The sequence below is a fragment of the Citrifermentans bremense R1 genome (genome assembly GCF_000426865.1).
Classification (GTDB): Bacteria; Desulfobacterota; Desulfuromonadia; order Geobacterales; family Geobacteraceae; genus Geomonas; species Geomonas bremensis.
This window is the reverse complement of the sequence record NZ_AUGE01000005.1, coordinates 259,603-279,886: the sequence shown is the minus strand read 5'-3', so window position 1 is coordinate 279,886 and position 20,284 is coordinate 259,603. Positions and strand designations below refer to the sequence as shown.

Annotated in this window: 19 protein-coding genes; 15 read left to right on the top strand and 4 right to left on the bottom strand. The window is 62.5% G+C overall.

The annotated features are described in order from the left end of the window. The first annotated feature begins 152 nt into the window (after positions 1 to 152). From K419_RS0105890 to K419_RS0105865, 6 genes are all read left to right on the top strand, one after another. Positions 153 to 1,346 (top strand): pyridoxal phosphate-dependent aminotransferase, encoded by a 1,194-nt coding sequence (locus tag K419_RS0105890; RefSeq protein WP_026840766.1) that lies wholly within the window; start codon positions 153 to 155, stop codon positions 1,344 to 1,346. A gap of 41 nt (positions 1,347 to 1,387) precedes the next feature. Continuing rightward, positions 1,388 to 2,764, top strand: coding sequence for a sigma-54-dependent transcriptional regulator (locus tag K419_RS0105885; protein ID WP_026840765.1), 1,377 nt, complete (start codon positions 1,388 to 1,390; stop codon positions 2,762 to 2,764). 11 nt (positions 2,765 to 2,775) lie between these two features. Continuing rightward, positions 2,776 to 3,171 (top strand): FxsA family protein, encoded by a 396-nt coding sequence (locus K419_RS0105880; protein ID WP_026840764.1) that lies wholly within the window; start codon positions 2,776 to 2,778, stop codon positions 3,169 to 3,171. Positions 3,172 to 3,326: 155 nt separating this feature from the next. Next, the gene (locus K419_RS0105875; protein ID WP_026840763.1) at positions 3,327 to 4,532 is read left to right on the top strand and encodes a methionine adenosyltransferase; all 1,206 of its coding nucleotides are present in this window, start codon (positions 3,327 to 3,329) and stop codon (positions 4,530 to 4,532) included. 86 nt (positions 4,533 to 4,618) lie between these two features. Beyond that, positions 4,619 to 5,119 (top strand): chemotaxis protein CheX, encoded by a 501-nt coding sequence (locus K419_RS0105870; protein ID WP_026840762.1) that lies wholly within the window; start codon positions 4,619 to 4,621, stop codon positions 5,117 to 5,119. 184 nt (positions 5,120 to 5,303) lie between these two features. Next, positions 5,304 to 6,626 carry a hemolysin family protein gene (locus K419_RS0105865; protein ID WP_026840761.1) on the top strand — a complete coding sequence of 441 codons (1,323 nt, stop codon included), beginning with the start codon at positions 5,304 to 5,306 and terminating at the stop codon, positions 6,624 to 6,626. A gap of 3 nt (positions 6,627 to 6,629) precedes the next feature. Here K419_RS0105865 and K419_RS0105860 read toward each other — a convergent pair whose 3' ends face one another. From K419_RS0105860 to K419_RS0105850, 3 genes are all read right to left on the bottom strand, one after another. Further along, positions 6,630 to 7,550, bottom strand: a complete 921-nt coding sequence (locus tag K419_RS0105860) for a TerC family protein (protein WP_026840760.1) — start codon at positions 7,548 to 7,550, stop codon at positions 6,630 to 6,632. Positions 7,551 to 7,562: 12 nt separating this feature from the next. Beyond that, positions 7,563 to 8,405, bottom strand: a complete 843-nt coding sequence (gene htpX, locus K419_RS0105855; protein WP_026840759.1) for a zinc metalloprotease HtpX — start codon at positions 8,403 to 8,405, stop codon at positions 7,563 to 7,565. A gap of 240 nt (positions 8,406 to 8,645) precedes the next feature. Then, positions 8,646 to 9,221, bottom strand: coding sequence for an ANTAR domain-containing response regulator (locus K419_RS0105850; protein WP_026840758.1), 576 nt, complete (start codon positions 9,219 to 9,221; stop codon positions 8,646 to 8,648). 123 nt (positions 9,222 to 9,344) lie between these two features. Between K419_RS0105850 and K419_RS0105845 the strand changes: the two genes are divergently transcribed. From K419_RS0105845 to K419_RS21660, 9 genes are all read left to right on the top strand, one after another. After that, positions 9,345 to 10,346: an HlyD family secretion protein gene (locus K419_RS0105845; RefSeq protein ID WP_026840757.1), complete on the top strand. Its 1,002-nt coding sequence runs from the start codon at positions 9,345 to 9,347 to the stop codon at positions 10,344 to 10,346. 12 nt (positions 10,347 to 10,358) lie between these two features. Next, positions 10,359 to 11,282, top strand: coding sequence for an ABC transporter ATP-binding protein (locus tag K419_RS0105840; RefSeq protein ID WP_026840756.1), 924 nt, complete (start codon positions 10,359 to 10,361; stop codon positions 11,280 to 11,282). 80 nt (positions 11,283 to 11,362) lie between these two features. After that, entirely contained in the window at positions 11,363 to 12,328 is a 966-nt protein-coding gene (locus K419_RS0105835; RefSeq protein ID WP_026840755.1) for an ABC transporter ATP-binding protein, read from the top strand. Positions 12,329 to 12,513: 185 nt separating this feature from the next. Next, on the top strand, positions 12,514 to 15,279 hold the full coding sequence (locus tag K419_RS0105830) for a PAS domain S-box protein (RefSeq protein ID WP_226377633.1): 2,766 nt from the start codon (positions 12,514 to 12,516) through the stop codon (positions 15,277 to 15,279). Beyond that, positions 15,276 to 16,427 (top strand): hybrid sensor histidine kinase/response regulator, encoded by a 1,152-nt coding sequence (locus K419_RS0105825; RefSeq protein WP_026840753.1) that lies wholly within the window; start codon positions 15,276 to 15,278, stop codon positions 16,425 to 16,427. The genes K419_RS0105830 and K419_RS0105825 overlap by 4 nt, the downstream gene beginning before the upstream one ends. Next, entirely contained in the window at positions 16,424 to 17,557 is a 1,134-nt protein-coding gene (locus K419_RS0105820) for an ABC transporter permease (RefSeq protein WP_026840752.1), read from the top strand. Before K419_RS0105825 ends, K419_RS0105820 begins: the two co-directional genes overlap by 4 nt. A 10-nt stretch (positions 17,558 to 17,567) precedes the next feature. Next, positions 17,568 to 18,698, top strand: coding sequence for an ABC transporter permease (locus tag K419_RS0105815; protein WP_026840751.1), 1,131 nt, complete (start codon positions 17,568 to 17,570; stop codon positions 18,696 to 18,698). Positions 18,699 to 18,766: 68 nt separating this feature from the next. After that, positions 18,767 to 18,961 carry a type II toxin-antitoxin system Phd/YefM family antitoxin gene (locus K419_RS21665; RefSeq protein ID WP_226377632.1) on the top strand — a complete coding sequence of 65 codons (195 nt, stop codon included), beginning with the start codon at positions 18,767 to 18,769 and terminating at the stop codon, positions 18,959 to 18,961. A 44-nt stretch (positions 18,962 to 19,005) separates the two neighbouring features. Then, positions 19,006 to 19,473, top strand: coding sequence for a (deoxy)nucleoside triphosphate pyrophosphohydrolase (locus K419_RS21660; protein WP_051292890.1), 468 nt, complete (start codon positions 19,006 to 19,008; stop codon positions 19,471 to 19,473). On the opposite strand, the gene K419_RS0105800 is transcribed toward K419_RS21660, so the two are convergent. Beyond that, complete coding sequence (locus tag K419_RS0105800) at positions 19,433 to 20,263, bottom strand: HDOD domain-containing protein (protein WP_026840750.1); 831 nt, start codon at positions 20,261 to 20,263, stop codon at positions 19,433 to 19,435. The genes K419_RS21660 and K419_RS0105800 overlap by 41 nt on opposite strands. Positions 20,264 to 20,284 lie beyond the last annotated feature (21 nt).

Sequence of the window (20,284 nt, the reverse complement as noted above, 5' to 3'; positions counted from 1 at the left end):
CAAATGCAGGGCGGCATCATAGCAGATTGCCCCGCGATTTGCAGGGAAATATTCAGGCAGCCGCAGCCCGAGGCTCACGGGCGGGGAATACGCCTTGCCGCTGTTTCCGTAATGTGCTAATAAGGCAGAGATCAAAAATCAAGGAGGGGATGATGCCCGTCGCCGATAAGATAGCCGGTTTCATTGCGAAATCATCGTGGATCAGGAAGATGTTCGAGGAAGGGGAGAAGCTTCGCGCGCAGTTCGGGGCCGACAAAGTCTACGACTTCACCCTGGGGAACCCCGACGTGGAGCCCCCACAGCCTTTCCGCGACGAGTTCCTGAAGCTCGCCAAGTCCCCCGTCCCGGGGATGCACCGTTACATGAACAACGCGGGCTACATCGAGACGAGGAACGCCGTGGCGCGCATGCTTTCGGCCGCCTCCGATCTGCCGGTGCAGGGGAGCCAGGTGGTGATGACCTGCGGGGCGGGAGGCGCGCTCAACGTGGTGCTGAAGACCATCCTCAACCCCGGTGACGAGGTGATCATCCTCACCCCCTACTTCGTCGAATACCGCTTCTACATCGACAACCATGGCGGGGTGCCGGTCGAGGTCTGGACCGACCGCGACACCTTCCAGCTCGACGTGGCCGCCATCGGCGCCGCCATCACCGCGAAGACCCGCGCCATCATCATCTGCTCCCCCAACAACCCGACCGGGGTCATCTATCCCGCCGAGAGCCTCGCCGCCCTGGGCGAAGTGGTGGCCGCCAAAGAGAAGGAACTGGGGCGCCAGATCTGCGTCATTTCCGACGAACCCTACGCGAGGATCAGCTACGAGGGAAAGAGCGTCCCCAACATCTTCCGCTACGTCGCCAACTCCGTCATCGTCACCTCGCACTCAAAAGACCTGGCCCTTCCGGGCGAGCGCATCGGATACCTGGCCGCGAACCCGAAGATGAACGACGTGGACCAGTTCATGGAAGGGGCGGTCTTCTCCAACCGGGTGCTTGGTTTCGTCAACGCGCCCGCGCTCATGCAGAGGCTCGTGGCAGGGCTGCAGCATGTTTCGGTGGACGCCAGCGCCTACCAGGAAAAGCGCGATCTTCTCTACGAATCGCTCACGAAGCTTGGCTTCAGCATGGTGAAGCCCGACGGCGCCTTTTACTTCTTCCCCAAATCGCCTTTTGCCGACGACATCGAGTTCGTGAAGCTGGCCCAGAAGCACCGCATCCTGCTGGTGCCCGGCGCAGGCTTCGGCGCCCCCGGCTACTTCCGGATCGCCTACTGCGTCGACAAGAAGATGATCGAGCGGAGCCTCCCCGCCTGGGCGGAACTCGCGCGCGAAGCGGGGCTCGCCGGTTGAGCGTTGCGCTACGGAGGATCCTCCCGGAGGCAAGGACCACCATGACCGAGACCATTCTGATAGTTGACGACGAGGAGGGAATTCGATCCTCCCTGGCCGGCATCCTCGAAGACGAGGGATACCGGACCGTCTGCGCCGCCGACGGCGTGGAAGCGCTCGCGCTTTGCGCCCGGGAGCTGCCGGGGCTCGTGCTTTTGGACATCTGGATGCCCAAGATGGACGGCATCCAGACGCTGCAGCGCCTGAAGGAAGCGCACCCATTCCTGAACGTCATCATGATGAGCGGCCACGGCACCATCGAGACGGCGGTCAAATCGACCAAACTAGGCGCCTACGACTTCATCGAGAAGCCGCTTTCGCTGGAGAAGGTGGTGGTCACGGTGGAAAACGCCCTGGCCATGAACCGCCTGAAGGAGGAGAACGCCGCCCTGCGCGATCAGGTGCAGCAGGGCCACGAGATGATCGGGAATTCCGCCGCCATGCTGCAGTTGGGCGAGCAGATCCGGCTCGTCGCCCCGACCAACGCCTCGGTGCTGATCACCGGCGAGAACGGCACCGGGAAGGAACTCGTGGCCCGCTCGGTCCATTTCCACAGCCAGCGCCGCGACAAGCCCTTCATCGAGATCAACTGCGCCGCAATCCCCGAGGAGCTGATCGAGAGCGAACTGTTCGGCCACGAGCGGGGTGCTTTCACCGGAGCTGTCGCCCAGAAGAAGGGGAAATTCGACCTGGCCGACGGCGGCACGCTCTTTCTGGACGAGATCGGCGACATGTCGCTCAAGACCCAGGCCAAGGTGCTGCGTATCCTGCAGGAGAAGAAGTTCGAGCGGGTGGGGGGCACGAGGACACTGGAGGTGGATGTCCGTATCGTCGCCGCCACCAACAAGCTCCTCGAGGAGGAGATCAGAAACGGTGGTTTCCGCGAGGACCTTTACTACCGGCTGAACGTGGTCCCCTTCAAGGTCCCGCCGTTGAGGGAGCGGCGCGACGACATACCGCTTCTGGCCCGGTACTTCATGGATGCCTTCTGCTCGCGCGAGGGGAGGGAGTCGAAGCGGATCGTCCCCGAGGCCATGGAGGCGCTCAAGCGCTACGAGTGGCCGGGGAACGTGCGCGAGCTGAAGAACATCGTGGAGCGGCTGGTAATCATGACCCCCAGCGGGACGATGACCGTCGACCACCTCCCCGATTATTTCCGCGGTGACGGTGCCGGGAAGGATGCGGGGGGGGGCAAGCTGGACAGCGTCTTGGAACTTTCCAGCCTGCGCGAGGCGCGAGAGGAGTTCGAGAGGGAGTTCATCATCCAGAAGCTGGAGGAGAACGACTGGAACGTCTCCAAGACCGCAGAGGCCATCGAGCTTGAGCGGAGCAACCTGCACCGCAAGATCAAGAGCTATGGCATAGACATGAAGAAATAGCAGGGACCTCAATGTACTTCAAACTGTTCCTGGTTTTCCTCATCGTCCCCGTGATCGAGATCTACCTGCTGATCAAGGTGGGATCGGTTATCGGCGGGGTTGCCACCGTGGCGACCCTGCTCTCCATCAGCCTGTTCGGCGCCTGGCTCATGAAGAGCCAGGGGGGAAGGATCCTCACCCAGATCCGCGACGAACTCTCCCAGGGGAGGCTCCCCGCCGCCCAGATGCTGGACGGCGCCCTGGTCTTCATCGGCGGCGTCCTTCTCGCCACCCCCGGCTTCTTCACAGACTTCCTCGGCATTTTCTTCCTGATCCCGGCCACTCGCCGCGTCATCAAGGCGTGGCTTGGGCTCTGGCTGCAATCCCGTATCTCGCGGGGGGGCTTCGTGGTCAGGCACCATCACTGATCACGCCCCAAGCGTTGCCCCGGCCCCTCCCCCGCATCGTGTAACCTCTCTAAAACATTGCACCCATTACTTTTTCGGATACAATCTCTGCTGCCCTTTTGTGTAAGGAACCTTCCTTCTCTTAATTAGACTTCAACCTCAACCGGGGGCGTGCCATGTTCCTCGTCGAACAGTACAAGGGAGCTTTGGTAACGGAGCAGGCCGTCGAGATGGTCGAGCGCAAGGGGGCCGGACATCCGGACCAGATCTGCGACTGCGTCATGGATGCCATCTCGGTCGCCCTTTCCCGCGCCTATCTGCAGACTTTCGGCACCGTCCTGCACCACAACATCGACAAGGGGCTCTTGGCGGCGGGGCGCGTCGAGAAGCGGTTCGGCGGCGGCGAGGTCGTCGAGCCGATGGAGCTGACCATCGGCGACCGCGCCACCTTCAGCTTTGAGGGGAAGGAGATCCCGGTACAGGAAATCGCTCTGGCCGCCGCCAAGGAGTGGATCGGGAAGAACCTGCGCAATGTCGATCCGGAGCGGCACCTTGAGTACCGCTTCAAGCTCGCCCCCGGGTCGCAGGAGCTGACCGACATCTTTGCCCGCGCCGGCGAGGTAAGGGGCGCGAACGACACCTCGGCGGCGGTGGGCTACTACCCGTTGAGCCCCACGGAAAAGACGGTTCTCTCCCTGGAGAACGAGCTGAACTCGGAGCGCTTCAAGAAGCTCTTCCCCGAGACGGGTGAAGACGTGAAGGTCATGGGGCTGCGCCGGCGCGACGAACTGGACCTGACCGTCGCCATGCCGCTTCTGGCAGGTAGCATCGAATCGGAGCGGGAGTATTTCTACCGTAAGGAAAAGGTGGAGCAGGAGATGAGGCGCTTTCTGCAGGCGGGGCTGCGGGATTTCAGCCGCATCGACCTGCACTACAACACCCTCGACGAGCCGGGGCGCGGACTGGGCGGGGTTTACCTCTCTTTGCTGGGGACATCGGCGGAAGACGCCGATTCGGGGCAGGTGGGGAGAGGGAACCGGGTGAACGGGGTGATTCCCATAGCGAGGCCCATCGGCACCGAGGCCGCAGCCGGGAAGAACCCCATGAGCCACGTGGGGAAGATCTACAACTTACTGGCGCACCGGATGGCGCGCGAGATCTGCAACTCCGTCGCCGGGGTGCAGGGGGCGCACGTCATGCTCTTGAGCCGGATCGGCGACCGGGTGGACCGGCCGCACATGGCCAACGCGCAGCTAGTCATGGAGCCGGGCCGGCGGGCGGTGGAGGTCGAGAGGGAGGTCGAGGAAGTGTTCGAGCGCGAATTCGCGGAGATCAATGCTTTCTGCCTCATGCTTGCCAAGGGGGCCTACCCGGTCAGTTGACGCCGCACTTTTTGCGGGGTCGTCTTTTTTTTTATTAGAGGGTACGGTAGACTGTTGTAAGAATTCATTAGGAGGAGGGGGGCACCATGGGGCTTGATCCGGCAATCCTGAACGAGGCCAACACGACGGAAGATGAGGTGCGCAAGAGCATAGCTGAGATCACCAAGGGGGTGTTTTCCACCATGGTGATGCTCGATGTGGTCGACGAGCCCCCTCTTGAGAAGCCGGTGCAGACCTTTCATGAAACGGTCACCAGCATGGTCGGCCTCGCCGGAAGCCACTCCGGCATCATCGCCATTCACTGCCCGAAGAAACTCGCCTTTTTGGTCACTTCCAACATGCTGGGAATGGACGTCACCGACGTCGACGAGGACGTCAACGACGCCATGGGGGAGATCGCCAACATGGTAGGCGGCGATGTGAAGCACATCTTCTCCCCAAAAGGGGCCGACATCAACCTCTCCATCCCGACCGTAATCTACGGCAGCGATTACGCGCTGGAGAGCATCTCCAATTCCGACGCGCTGGTGATACCGTTTCTGTGCAAAGAGGAACGCTTCCTGCTTTCCTTTAAGATCGGCAAGTAGCCCACTCCAAAGGCGGCGCCGCGCCCGGTGACGGATGGGTAAAGTAGGCTAAGCGCCACAAAAGGTTGACAAAAGCCGGCTTAGTAGTGAAAAATGAGCACCTGTTGAAACTTGGGGGCACCCGGCGGTGCCGGGCCGCCTGGAGCGCACTGGCGGACGCCCCGACAATCAAAGTGGAGGGTAATTGGACACAATCTTCGTCGAACTGCTTGTCATCGCCATCCTCATCCTGCTGAACGGATTTTTCTCCTGCGCCGAATTCGCCATCATCTCCATCAGAAAGAGCCGCGTTGCGCAACTGGTCGCCCTGGGGGACCAGCGTGCCGCGCTGGTTGAATCCCTGCAGAAGGATCCGCACCGCCTGCTGGCCATCGTGCAGATCGGGGTCACCGTGGTCGGATCAACCGCCTCCGCGGTGGGGGGCGTGATAGCGGTTGACTACATCCGCCCCATCCTGCAGGTATCCCCCTTCGCCATGATCCGCAACGCCGCCGAACCGCTCTCCCTCACCATGGTGGTCGCAGTCATCTCGTATCTCCAGCTCATCCTGGGAGAGCTGGTACCGAAGACCATCGGCCTGCAGTATGCCGACACGGTGGCGCTTCGGGTCGCCAAGACCATCACCTTCCTAGCGAGGGTTGCGGCTGTCCTGGTATCGGTGCTCAGCTACTCCACCAGGGCGGCCTTGGCGCTGTTCCGGATCAAGGGGGAGGGAAAGGCCTTCATGACGCGGGAGGAGGTGCAGCATATCGTCGCCGAGGGGCATGAGAGCGGCATCTTCAGCGAGACCGAGCACACCTTCATCGACAACCTCTTCGACTTCACCCATACCGCAGTAAGAGAGGTGATGGTCCCCCGCACCAGGGTGGTCGCCTTCGATCTCAACCTTTCCAACGAGGAGATCCTGAACGAGGTTCTGGACAACATGTATTCCCGCTACCCGGTTTACGTCGGGAGCATCGAAGAGACGGTCGGGTTCATCCACGGCAAGGACCTCTTAGGGAGGATGGTGCGCGAGCCGGATTTCGACATCCGCTCCATCGTCCGTCCCCCCTTCTTCGTCCCCGAGGGGAAGAAGGTGAGCGAACTCTTGAAGGAGATGCAGAAAACCCGCGTGCACATGGCTTTTGTCGTGGATGAGTACGGCAGCATCAGCGGCATAGTGACCACCGAGGACCTGCTGGAGGAATTGGTCGGCGAGATCGAGGACGAGCACGATGTCGGCGAGCCGAGCACGGTGCAGATCCTGGCCGACGGGAGCTACCTCGTGGATGCCTTCATCTCCGTTTCCGATCTGGAGGACCTGCTGGAGATGGATCTTGGCGAGGATCTTCCCTTCGACACCCTGGCCGGGCTGATACTGAACCGCATCGGCGGATTCCCGGAGCAGGGCGAGCAGATCCAGTTGGGAGAGTACACCCTGATCTGCGAGGAAGTCACCCGCACCGGCATCACCAAGGTGAGAATCGCGAAAACAGGGGCTGGAAAAACAGGGGTTAGCCCCTGACCCCTAGCCCCTGCCTTTCTTCGCTAGCAGCACAGAGATGAGGATGGATATGACCAGCGTCCCTATGATGAAGCCCAGGGACAGCTGCAGCGGGATCTCTACCACGTCCACGAGAAGCATCTTAGCCCCGACGAAGGCGAGGATGAAGGATACCCCCAGCTTCAGGTAAACGAACATCTCCATCACGTGGGCCAGCAGGTAGTACAGGGAGCGCAGCCCCATGATGGCGAAGACGTTGGAGCTGTACACGATGAACGGGTCGTGGGTCACGGCCAGTACGGCGGGTATCGAGTCGACGGCGAAGATGACGTCGCTCGATTCCACCACCACCAGGGTCAGAAACAGCGGGGTCGCCGCCCAGACGCCGTGCCTCTTGATGAAAAACCTGTCCCTCCAGATCCTTTTGGTGATGGGCATGAAACGCCTCACCAGGCGCACCAGCGGATTTTTCTCCGGCTCGACTTCGTCGTCTCCGCCGAAGGCCATCTTGATCCCGGTGTAGATCAGGATCCCCCCGAAGATGTAGATCATCCAGTGGAACCGCTCGATCAGCTCGATCCCCACCAGTATGAAGATCCCCCTCATCACCAGCGCGCCGATGATGCCCCATTTGAGGATCTTGGGCTGCTGCGCCTTCGAGATCTTGAAGTAGGAGAAGATCATGATGAAGACGAAGAGGTTGTCGACCGACAGGGACTCCTCGATGAGATAGCCGGTAAAGAACTCCAGCGCCTTCCCCGGCCCCATGAAATACCAGATCCCGGCGTTGAAGGCGAGGGCGAGCCCCACCCACACGGTGGTCCAGGCGAGCGCCTCGCGAAACTTGATCTCGTGGCTCCTGCGGTTGAAGACGAACAGGTCCAGCACGAACATGACGGTGATGACGGCTGCGAAGGCAACCCACATCATTTCCCTGGTAGACAAATAAACCTCCTTTTAACGCCCCATCTGCTCGAGTCTCGCGATCCTCTCCTCCATCGGCGGATGGGTGGAGAAGAGCTTGGCGATACCGCCCGCGGTGAGTGGGTTCACGATGAACATGTGTGCTGTGGCCGGCCGCGCTCCCTGCATCGGGAGCAGGTGAGAGGCCTGGTCCAGCTTTCTCAGCGCGTTGGCGAGCGAGCGGGGATGGCCGCAGAGCTTGGCGCCCCCTTCGTCGGCCATGTATTCGCGCGATCTGGAAACGGCAAGCTGGATCAGCATGGCGGCGATCGGCGCCAGGATGGCTAGTGCCAGGGTGCCGATCACGCCACCGCCTTCCTCGTCGTCGCTTCTGTGCCCGAAGATGGCGGCCCACTGCGCCATGTTGGCCAGCATGGAAATGGCCCCGGCGATGGTGGCCGCTATGGTAGAAATCAGGATGTCACGGTTGGCGACGTGGCTCAGTTCGTGGGCCATCACCCCTTCCAGCTCCTCTGGGGTGAGGATGCGCATGATACCCTCGGTCGCGGCCACAGCCGCATGCTCGGGGTTTCTGCCGGTGGCGAAGGCGTTGGGGCTCTCCGACGGGATGATGTAGACCCGCGGCATGGGCAGGCCGGCCTGCACGGTGAGCCGCCGGATCATGCCGAAGAAGGCGGGGTTCTCCATCTCGCTTATCTCGCGCGCGCCGTACATGCGCAAGACGATCTTGTCCGAGAACCAGTAGGAAAAGAAGTTCATGGCCAAGGCCATCAGGAAGGCCAGGTACATTCCCCCTTGCCCCCCGATCGCTCCGCCGAGCCCTACCATCAACAGGGTGAGAGAAGTAAGTAGAACGGCAGTCTTGAATCTGTTCATGACGTACCTCCTTTGCGGTCGAACTGACAGTCGCTGGCAGGTCAAATAAAAAGACCTTTATCCAGGCGCGTCGGCACTGGATAAAGGTCTTGCATGCTCTGACAGGTGTCATCGCCCCGTGTCCGGGCTTTGTCAGCCGTCTTGACGAACACAGGTCGGTTGCCGTGGTAACCGATTGCTACTCCCCTTTACACTTTGTGGAATATAGGTAATGACTGGCGATGTGTCAACCAGAAAGCTTCACCCCCCGATACTGTCGGTCAAGAGGATCGCGTCCGCCAACTGGCGCATGGAAATCCTGCGATCCATGGCGAGCCTTTGCATCCTCCGGAAAGCCTCGGCCTCCGAGAGCTTGTCCCGTTCCATCAGGCGTCCCTTGGCCTTCTCGATCACCTTCCTGCTCTCGATGCTCTCTTTCAGCGTGGAGACTTCTTCCTTGAGCCGCTCCACCCGGCGCGCCGCCGCGACCGAGAGGACCAGCGCCGCCACCAGCTCCTCTTCCCGCACCGGCTTCGCCAGGATGGTGGAAACCAGCGACTCGCCCCACTCCTGCACCTCCTGAAGGTCGCAGCTCTGCGCGACCATGATGATCGGGATGCCTAGCTTGTCCCAGAGCCGCTTCACCGTAGCTCCTATCTCCTGGTCGCCGTCGGCATACTCGATTACGGCCACCTCGGGGCGCTGCTCCAAGGCGTCCACCAAAAGCTCGCCGGCGCTGCCTGAAGCTATTATTTCAGCATATCCCCTCTCACTGAGCCTGTTTTTTAGGCTTCCCAGAAGCTCTTCGTCGCGAACATACAGGACCGCTTTTCCCATGTCTTTCACCCCCTTACGACGATTGGCGCTGCCGCTTTTGCGGCACAACTAGCAGGGTAAGAGCATAGAGCGTTCCAAAAAAAACATTCTGATGCTATAAGTTCTAAATCATTGGAGGTGCCTGTGAAAAACAAGGGGATTATTGCGGCATTGCTGGTGGCAGTGGTGGTGGCGGTTGTTTTCTACCTTCGCCATCACCGGGACGGGGAGAACTCCGCGGCGCTGCGCATCTCTGGGAACGTCGAACTTACCGAGGTGCAACTGAGCTTCAAGACTTCCGGCCGGGTCCTGGAGCGGCTGGTCGACGAGGGTCTGCAGGTTGCCCGCGGACAGGTCGTGGCGCGCCTGGAAGAGCGCGAGCTCGCCGATGCGCTGAAGCTCGCGCAGGCGGATGAGGCTGCCTCCGCCGCTTCGCTGGCGGAACTGGAAGCCGGCAACCGCAGGGAAGAGGTGGCCCAGGGAGCGGCGCTTCTGGCGCGCGCCGAGGCCCAAGCCGCGCAGGTGACGGCCGATTACGAAAGGAGCAGGGCCCTCCTCGCCAGGGAGGTCATCCCGAGGCAGCAGTTCGACGCCGCCAAGGCGGCCTACGAGGGGGCCAGGGCGTCTGTGCGCGAGCGCAGGGAAGCGCTTGCGCTTTTGCGCAAGGGGGCGCGGCCCGAGCGCCTGCAAGCCGCCCGTGCCGCACATGAAGGGGCGCTGGCGCGGGTATCCACGGCAAAGGAGCGGCTGGGGTACGCCACCTTGGCGGCGCCCATCTCCGGTGTGGTGCTCAACAAATCGATCGAGCCGGGCGAACAGGTGGCTGCGGGGACCCCCGTGGTCACGCTCGGCGACCTTAAGGATTGCTGGCTCAAGGGATACATACCCGAGACGGAACTGGCGCGGGTCAAGCTGGGGCAAAGGGCGCGGGTGACGGCGGACGGGCTTCCAGGCAAGGCCTTCGAGGGAAGGGTGAGCTTCATATCCAGCCAGGCGGAATTCACCCCCAAGAGCGTGCAGACCGAGAAGGAGCGGGTGAAGCTCGTGTACCGGGTGAAGATCTCTTTGGCCAACCCGGGGATGGAACTGAAACCGGGGATGCCGGCTGATGCCGTGATAGACCTGGGCGCACAACCGGCGCGCTGACAGGGGGAAGAGATGGCGCCAAGCGAGGCGATCAAAACCAACGCGCTGCAAAAACGCTTCGGCAAGGTGACCGCGGTTGAGGAACTCTCGCTCGGCGTAAAGAGTGGCGAGCTTTTCGGCCTGGTCGGCTCCGACGGCGCCGGCAAGACCACCACCCTGAGGATGCTGGCCGGCATCATGGATCCCACCGGCGGCGAGACCCTGGTCCTTGGGCGGAACATGGCGCAAGAGGCCGAGGAAGTGCGCGGCGACATCGGCTACATGAGCCAGCGCTTCGGGCTCTACCCGGACCTGACGGTGCTGGAGAACCTCCGCTTCTACGCCGACATCCACATGATTCCCGCACGCGAACGGGGGGGCCGCATCGACGAGCTTTTGGGGTTCAGCAACCTCACCCCCTTCAAAGAGAGGCTCGCCGGCAAGCTCTCCGGCGGGATGAAGCAGAAGCTCGGGCTTGCCTGCGCGCTGGTGCATCGTCCGCGGGTGCTTTTCCTGGACGAGCCGACCAACGGCGTCGACCCCGTCTCGCGCCGCGACTTCTGGCGCATCCTGCACGGCCTTTTGGGGGAGGGGGTGACCATCCTCGTTGCAACCGCGTACCTGGACGAGGCGGAGCGCTGCCACAGGGTGGGCCTCATGCATCGCGGCAGGCTCTTGGCCTGCGACACCCCCAAGGGGCTCAAGGGGCTCATGACGGGAGGCGTGCTGGAATTCACCACCGAGGAGCCGCGCCGCGCCGTGCGGCTTCTCTCCGCCGATTTTCCTTCCGGGAGCGTGGCGCTTTTCGGCGAGAAGCTGCATCTGTACTACGCCGACGATCCGGAAGAGGCGAGGGAGCGGGCCATCGCGAGCCTCAAAAAGGCGGGGCTGGAAGCCCCCCGGGTGAGGCAAGTCGAGCCGTCCCTGGAGGACCTCTTCGTCTCGCTTTTGCGCTGAAGCTTTTGTCGATCTGTCGGATCTGCCGGATCTGCCGGGGGCGGTCCCTCCGGCGGGGCCTTTGAGGAGAAGTCGAATAAATGAACGGTGCCAACGCCACTACAACTGGGGAATCCCCGGAAGCGCAGGTCAGCCTGCATGAACTGACCAGGCGCTTCGGCGACTTTACCGCCGTGGACCGGGTCACCCTCGACGTGGCGCGGGGGGAGATCTTCGGCTTTTTGGGGCCCAACGGCGCCGGCAAATCCACCACCATCAGGATGCTCTGCGGCATCCTCCCTCCCAGCTCCGGCAGCGGGACCGTGGCCGGCTACGACATCGCCACCCAATCGGAACAGATCAAGAACCAGATAGGGTACATGAGCCAGAAGTTCTCCCTCTACGAGGAGCTGACCGTCGAGGAGAACATCGACTTTTACAGCGGCATCTACCGCATCCCTGCCGGGAAGAAAGCCGAGCGCAAGGAGTGGGTCATCGAGATGGCCGGGCTCGCCGAGCAGCGAGGGACCCGCGCCCAGGCCCTTTCCGGAGGATGGAAACAGCGGCTCGCCCTGGGGTGCGCCGTCCTGCACGAGCCCCCCATCGTTTTCCTGGACGAGCCGACCTCCGGGGTCGATCCCATCAGCAGGCGGAGCTTCTGGGAGCTGATCTACCGGCTCTCCGGCGAGGGGGTCACCATCTTCGTCACCACCCATTACATGGAAGAGGCCGAATGCTGCGACCGCTTGGGCTTCATCTTCGGCGGAGAGCTGATCGCCCTGGGGACCCCTGCCGAACTCAAAGCAGGCTTTCCCGGCCAGATCGTCGAGATCGGCTGCGAGCGCCCCTTTGAGCTTTTGCAGCGGGTCGAGTCCCTGCCGGGGGTGAAGAGTTCGGCGCTTTTCGGGGCCGGGCTGCACCTGGCGGTGGAAAACGCCGAGCAGACCATCGCCGCCATCGGCCGGGAGCTCCCCGACCTGGATCTCAGGATGGAGCGCATCACGCCGTCGCTGGAAGACCTGTTCGTCTCCTTCATGCAGGCGCAGGGGCGCGCCGCTAGCTCATAATTATCCCTAATGTTTCCGGGCTCCGGCCCGATAAAGAGATACTGCAGCAAATCCATTGCAGCCGCTGCCGCTAAAGCCTCCAAAAGGCAGCCCGGCCGCCCGCCCAAGGGCGATTGAACCTCCATTTCCACAGGTGACAGATGCATTTCCGGGAATCTCCCGCAATTCCACATACCAAAAGCAGGATGGCCTTGTTTCTCTGCGGGGGGGTGTTGCTGTTCGTCTGCGCCCTTGCCCTTCATGAGCGGCATTCGCTCTTGGCGTCGGTGATAGTGCTCTCCATCGCGGCGCTGCACGGCATGCGCCTTAAATGGCGGCAGCAATCGGACGACGCGGTCCGGCGCAGCGAGGAGCAGCTCCGCATCTCGCAGCGCATCGCCCGCATCGGGAGCTGGGACCTGGACCTCGCCAGCGGCAGGCTGGACTGCTCGGAAGAGCTCTGCCGCATCTTCTCGGTCCCGCTTGACGAGGCGCCGGACAACTACGACGGTCTGCTGGCTATTCTTCCCGAGTACGGCAAGGACGCCTTGGCCGCCGCGGTCGAGGAGGCGCTGGCCGGGAGGGATTCCTTCGCCGTGGAATACTCGGTAGAGCGCCCCGGCGGGAAGGAGTCCTTCCTTTTCGAGGTGGGGGAGGTGTTCAGGGACGATTCCGGCGCCGCGCTTCGCGTGGTGAGCGTGGTCCAGGACGTGAGCGAGCAAAAGGAAGCGGAGAACGCCCTCTTCTTCGAGAAGCGCTACCGCGGGCTGATCGAGAACCTGCCGCAGCGCATATTCCTTAAGGACTGCAACTCCGTCTACCTCTCCTGCAACTCCAGCTTCGCCCGCGATCTCGGCGTCGAGCCCTCCGACGTGTTCGGAAAGACCGACTACGACCTCTTCGCTCCCGAGTTGGCCAAAAAGCGCCAGGAGGACGACGGCAAGGTCATGGCGGGCGGAGCCGCGGTGGAGCGGGACGAGCAGCGCGAGAGGGACGGCGCTTGGATCAGCAAGGCTCTCATCCCCCTTCGGGACGACAACGACCGTGTCTATGGCCTGCTCGGCGTACTGACCGACATCACCTTCAGAAAGCGCGCCGAGGAGCAGTTGAGGGAGAGCGAGGAGCGGTTCCGCAGCATCTTCGAGCAGGCGGCGGTAGGGATCTGCCACCTCGCCCTGAGCGGAGAGCTAATCCGCATCAACAGGCGCTTTTGCGACATCCTGGGTTATGAGCAGGAGGAGCTCTTGGGCTGGTCCCTGGAGCAGACCATCCATCCCGACGACCGGGAGGCCGAGCAGCGGCAGGCCGCGCGGCTTTTGAGCCGGGAGATCGACAACTACAGCATCGAGATCCGCCAGTTGAGGCATGACGACACCCCGGTCTGGGTCAACCTCACCAAGTCGCTGGTATGCGGTCCCAAGGGGGAGCCCAAGTACCTGGCCGGCATCATCGAGGACGTAACCGCCAACAGGGAGGCCGAGGAGCTGCGCCGCGAACGAGACCTGGTGCAGGCGGCCAGCCGCGCCAAAAGCCAGTTCCTGGCCAACATGGGGCACGAGATCCGCACCCCGCTTAACGCCGTCATGGGGTTGAGCCGGCTGGCGCTTAAGACCGAGCTCGACAGAAAGCAGCGCGGCTACCTGGAAAAGATAGGTTCGTCGAGCAGGACCCTGTTGAACATCATCAACGACATCCTCGACTTCTCAAAGATGGAGGCCGGGAAGCTGGAACTGGAGAAGACGGAGCTGAACCTGTACGAGGTACTGGGAAACATCTCCGACATGCACCAGTCCAAGGCCCAGGAAAAGGGGATCGAATTCCGGGTCCGGCTTGCTCCCGATCTCCCCAAGAAGCTGGTGGGGGACCCGCTGCGCCTGACACAGGTGCTGAACAATCTCATCGCCAACGCGGTGAAATTCACCGAAAAGGGAGAGGTGGTGGTCGCCATCAAGCCGCTGCGGCGCGAGGAGGAAGAGGTCGAGGTCCACTTCTGCGTCCAGGACACCGGCATCGGCATAGCACCCGAGCAGATGGGAAAGATCTTCACCCCCTTCACCCAGGCGGACAGCTCCACTACGCGCCGCTACGGCGGTACGGGACTCGGGCTTTCCATCAGCCGCCAGCTGGTGGAGCTGATGCGGGGGGAACTGCAGGTGGAGAGCGTCCCCGGCTCCGGCAGCAGCTTCTCCTTCACCGTCCCCCTTGCCTTTCCCGACGCCGTCAACCCCGTCGCCCAACCGCGGGAACAGGAGCTGCCGGACCTCAGGGTGCTGGTAGTCGAGCGCGACCAGGAGGTGCGCGCCGGCATCGAGGAGATCACCGAAGGAATGCCCCTTGCGCTTGAATACGCGGAGAGCCTGCCCCAGGCACTCGCCGCGCTTAAGGACAAGGCTCCGCCGGAGGACCCTCCCTTCGACCTGCTGGTGGTCGACGAAGCGACGGCCGGACTCGACGGCATGGAGAAGATCTGCCGCGGCATCTGGAGCCGGTACCGCAGCCTGCTTCCCGTTCTTGCCACCGTGAGTCGGGAGCATTTGGAGACGGTGCGGCAGCAGGCGGACGAGTGGGGTGTGGCGGCGGTCCTTTGCGCTCCGGCGCGTCCCTCCTCTCTCCTCGACATACTGGTACGGGTGCTGGCGCGCTCCGGCGAGCTGTGGCCGGAGGTCGAACCGTGGCCGCCGCAGAAAGCTGTCCGGCGCAGGAAACCGGCTGCCGCGGCGGGTAGCTTCGAGCCGGCGAAGCTCGCCGCCGAGAAGGCGAAGCTGGAGCGGCTCCTTGCCAAGAACAGCCTGGACGCGAAGCGGCAGTTCGAGAAGTTTTGCGGTGCGGTCCCTGCGGGCGGCTTCGCCGAAGAAATCCAGGCGCTGGAACGCTGCCTGGAAAGACTTGATTTCAGAAAGGCACGGCAACTTCTATCCGCCTTCCCGGCGGACAGGCAGGAGCCGCACTCGGAACAAAGGGAGAGCCTATGAAACGCCAGACGGTCATGATCGTCGATGATACCCCTGCCAATATCGAGATCCTCAGCGAGACACTCGGGGAGGAGTACGAACTTTTCTTCGCCACCAGCGGGGCGGATGCCCTGGAACTGATCCGCGCCGACAAGCCGGACCTGATCCTTTTGGACATCATGATGCCCGGGATGGACGGCTATGAACTCTGCTCCATCCTGAAGGGAGACCCCGCCACCCGCGACATCCCGATCATCTTCGTCACCGCCATGATCGGCGAGGAGGAGGAGATCAAGGGGCTGGAACTCGGCGCGATAGATTACCTCACCAAGCCGATCTCCCCCCACATCGTGCGCGCCCGGGTGAAGAACCATCTGGAGCTGAAAAGGTACCGGGACCTTCTGGAGACGCTCGCCAGCGCCGCCGACCGCGCCAAGAAGGAATTCCTGAGAAGCGTGAGCCACGAGTTGCGCACCCCGCTCACCCCCATCATCGGCATGACCGACCTGGTTCTCGACAGCGAGGAGGACGACAACAAGCGGAAGTACCTGACCATGGTGCAGAAATCCGCGCTGCGCCTTTTGGGAATCGTCGAGGACCTGATCGAGACCAGCAGGCTCGAAGGGGAGGGGACCGCTCCCGAGTACCGCCCCTTCCTGCTCAAGGCCTTCCTGGACACCGTTGCCATGGAGGCCCGGACGCAGGCTGAGGGCAAGGGGCTCGATTTCATGGTGACCCTCGATCCTGCCCTTCCCGAGGCGGTCAGCAGCGACCAGGCGATGCTGCACAAGGTCCTTACCATGCTGCTGGGAAACGCCGTCAAGTTCACCACGGCCGGCAAGGTATCGCTGGAAGTGCATCTCCAGGAGGTGGCGGGAGAGCAGATGCTGCAATTCTCCGTCGCCGACACCGGCGTCGGCATAGATCCGGCCGACCTGGAGCGGGTCTTCAGCGACTTCACCCAGTCCGACGGCTCCATTACACGCTCGTTTCCGGGTCTCGGGCTGGGGCTCACCCTGGCCCGGCGCATGACAGAGCTTATGGACGGGAGCATCTGGGCGGAGAGCTCGCCGGGAGGGGGCTCCCTGTTCCAGATGCAGATCCCCCTGCTCCTTCCTGAGCCCGAATCGGCCGACGCTCCCCCCTTCGCGGACGGAGTGCGCCAGTGAAGGCGAAGCGGGTCTCGGCTGTAGCCCGCAAGGAGTTCCTGCACGTCCTTAGGGACTGGAGGAGCCTCGGGATCGGCATCGCCATCCCGCTGGTGATGCTCTTTCTCTTCGGCTACGCGCTTACCCTCGACGTGGACCGCGTGCCGCTCGTCGTCTGGGATCAGAGCCAGACCCCCGCCAGCCGCACCTTCATCGGCGGCTTCAGCGCCTCGCGCTACTTCCAGCTGGTAGGGGAAGCGGGGGGCTACGGGGAGATCGAGCGGGCCATCGAGGCCCGGCGGGCGGTGATCGCGCTGGTGGTCCCGGTAGACTTCGCCCGCGGGGTAGCCTCCGGGCGCGGCTCCTCCGTTCAGGCCATCATCGACGGAAGCGATTCCAACGTCGCCTCCTATGCCCTGGGGTACGCCGAGGGTGTGACCCGCTCCTACAGCAACCAGGTGACCCTCGACTCCATGAGAAGGGGCGGCCTGCCTCAGCCTGCTGCGGGGCTGGATCTTGAGCCGCGGGTCTGGTTCAACAGCGACATGGAGTCGCGCAACTACATCTTCCCCGGGCTGATCGCCGTCGTGATGATGGTGATCGCCGCCCTTTTGACCTCCCTCACCGTGGCGCGGGAATGGGAGGTGGGGACCATGGAGCAGTTGATCGCGACGCCGGTGACCCGCGGCGAGCTGATCCTGGGGAAGCTGATCCCCTACTTCTGCATCGGCATGCTCGACCTTTTGCTCGCCATTCTCGTCGGGGAGTTCGTCTTCGACATCCCGATGCGCGGGCAACTCTGGCTCATCTTCGCCTCCTGTTCCGTCTTCCTGGCCGGCGCCCTTTCTCTGGGGATGCTGATCAGCATCGTCACCAAGAGCCAGTTCCTCTCCAGCCAGATCGCGCTCGTGGCCACCATGCTCCCCGCCTTCCTGCTTTCGGGGTTCGTCTTCCCCATCGCCAACATGCCGTACCCGATCCAGCTCTTCACCCACGTCATCACCGCGCGCTATTTCGTCACCCTCTTGCGCGGCATCTATCTGAAGGGGCTGGGGCTTAGGCTTCTCGTCGGCGAGGCGCTCTTTCTTTTGGCCTTCGCCGCGCTGGTGCTCACCCTGGCGCACCACAAGCTGCGCAAGAAGATCGAGTGAGGGGGCGAGCGTGATCGAACGGCTGAAAGCCATGCTGGTCAAGGAATTCATCCAGGTGCTGCGCGACCCGCGCATGCGCTTCGTGATGTTCGTGATCCCGGTGGTGCAGACCCTCATCTTCGGCTACGCGGTGAATACCGACGTGCGCGAGGTGGCGACCGCCGTCTACGATCTCGACAACAGCAGCCAGAGCCGGGAGATAGCGGACCTGTTCGTCAAGTCGGGTTACTTCCGGCTTGAGGCCCGGGTCTACGACGACAAGAAGGCCCAGGAGCTGATCGACCGAGGCGAGGTGAAGGCGGTGCTCAGGATGAACCGGGGCTTAAGCGAGCGGCTCGTCGGGGGGAGGGGGGCGCAACTGCAGATGATCCTGGATGGAACCGACTCCAACACCGCCGGCATCGCGCTCAACTACGCCTCAAGGATCGTCGGGGGATACAACGCTCGCCTGCAAGAGGAGTGGGGCGCGCGCCACGGCGGAGTGCGGACTTTTCCCGGGGGAGTCGAACTGGTGAGCCGCGCCTGGTTCAACGAGAATCTGGAAAGCCGCAACTACTACGTCCCCGCGGTCATCACCAACATCGTCTTCATCATCACCATGCTTCTCTCCAGCATGGCCGTGGTGCGCGAGAAGGAGATCGGGACCATCGAGCAGGTGATAGTGACCCCGATAGGGAAGGGGGAGTTCATCCTGGGCAAGAGCATCCCTTTCATCCTCATCGGCTTCATCAACGTGACGATCATTTCGCTGGTCGCGGTGTTCTGGTTCGAGGTGCCGCTGCGCGGCTCCATACCGCTTCTCTACTTAGCCACCGCCCTCTTCCTGATGAGTTCGCTGGGTATCGGGCTGCTCATCTCCACCATCAGCCGCACCCAGCAGCAGGCGATGATGAGCGCCTTCTTCGTTCTTTTTCCCGCCATCCTCCTCTCCGGGTTCGCCTTTCCCATCGAGAGCATGCCCCAAATCGTGCAGTGGTTCACCCTGGTGAACCCCATGCGCTTTTTCCTGGTCATCATCCGCGCCATCTTCCAGAAGGGAGTCGGCGTCGACATCCTTTGGCCGCAGATGGCGGCGCTGCTCCTGATCGGCGTCACCATCCTCTCCACCGCCGTCCTCAGGTTCAAGAAGACGCTGGGGTAGGCGCGGGCCGCTAATAATCCTTGACCGCAACTCCCCCTTCGCGTAGGTTTTCGCCCGAGGAGCGTGCGATGAAAACAGTTTCCCCCACTGCAGCCAGAGCCAATATCTACAAGTTGATCGATGAAGCCGCTGAGTCCCACGAGCCGATGTGCATCACTGGAAAGCTGGGAAACGCTATTTCTCTCACTGAGGAGGAGTGGCTGGCTGGGAGTGAACGGCATGCGCGAGTCGATCCTGGAAGGTCTGGCTACGCCGCTCGATGAATGCAGCGAAGAGCCAGGCTGGTGAGCTGACAGAGGCACTACGAATGAGCCATACAGAAGAACAGAGAAGACACGTGCATGTCGCCTGCGCCATCGTTGAGCGGGACGGGCTGGTGCTGTCGGCGCTCAGGAGCGCCTCGATGAACCTGCCTCTCAAGTGGGAATTCCCGGGGGGGAAGATCGAGCCCGGCGAGGGGCGCGAGGAGTGTTTGAAGCGCGAGATGGTCGAGGAAATGGGCGTGGAGGTAGAGGTGGGACAGGCGCTGACGCCGGCCACCCACAGCTACCCCAGCTTCGACGTGACCTTGTATCCCTACCTTTGCCGCATCGCTTCCGGCGAGATCACCCTTTACGAGCACTCCGAGGTGAGATGGCTCCTTCCCGCGAAGATGCTGGAACTGGAGTGGGCCGACGCGGACCTGCCGATAATACTGGAATACCAGCAAATGCGGGGAGAGGCAGAGCCCCTTTTTACAGCGACAGCTCCTGGGAGTCGTCCAGGACTTCCATGAGCTCGTCTATCTCTTCCGGCGTCAACTGCAAAAGCGCGGCTTCCGGCTCGCTTTCGAGATCGATGGTCGGGTCGACGACAAGCCCGATTCCCTTCAGCTTGCATGCCTTGTTCACCAGCCGCACCGCCGTCAACACGATGTCCGTGGTCTCGAAATTCTCGTCGTGATGGTTGGCCACTACGTTGTAGTACACCTTCGGCATGTTCCAGTGCTCCATCAGGCGGCACCCCTGCTCCACGTGCAGTTCCTCGAAAATCTCCAGCAGCAGGTCATCCTCCAGCGCGGCTTGCGCCACACCCGACTGGTTCAGCCGCTCCAGTGATTTCAGCAGGTAGAGCTTCCCTATGTCGTGTAAAAGCCCCCCCATGTACGCCTGGTCCGCGTGCTGCGGATAGCCGGCGCTGCGGGCCAGCCAGCGGCTTCCCATGGCGCAGGCATGGCTGTGCAGCCAAAGCGACTGCATGAATCCGTTGATGACGCGGTTGTCCGATACATGGAGCCCTGCCTGCGAAGCCGCCATCGCCAGGTTGCACACCTGCTGGGCGCCTAGCCTGATTACCGCGTCCTTGATGGTCTCGGTGCGGACACGCCCGATGTACATGGTGGAGTTGGCCATCTTCAGGATCTGTCCCGCCAGCGACTGATCCTCGTTGGCCAGCGTGACTACCTGGGCCATCGAGAAGTCCGGGGTCGCAAGGAGGTGCTGCAGCCTCAGCGCCACCGGGTGGAAGACCGGCAGATCTATCGGCTGGTTGGTCAACAGGCGCCTGATGGTGAGCGATAAGGGCATAGCGGTTCTCCTGAGCAAGGA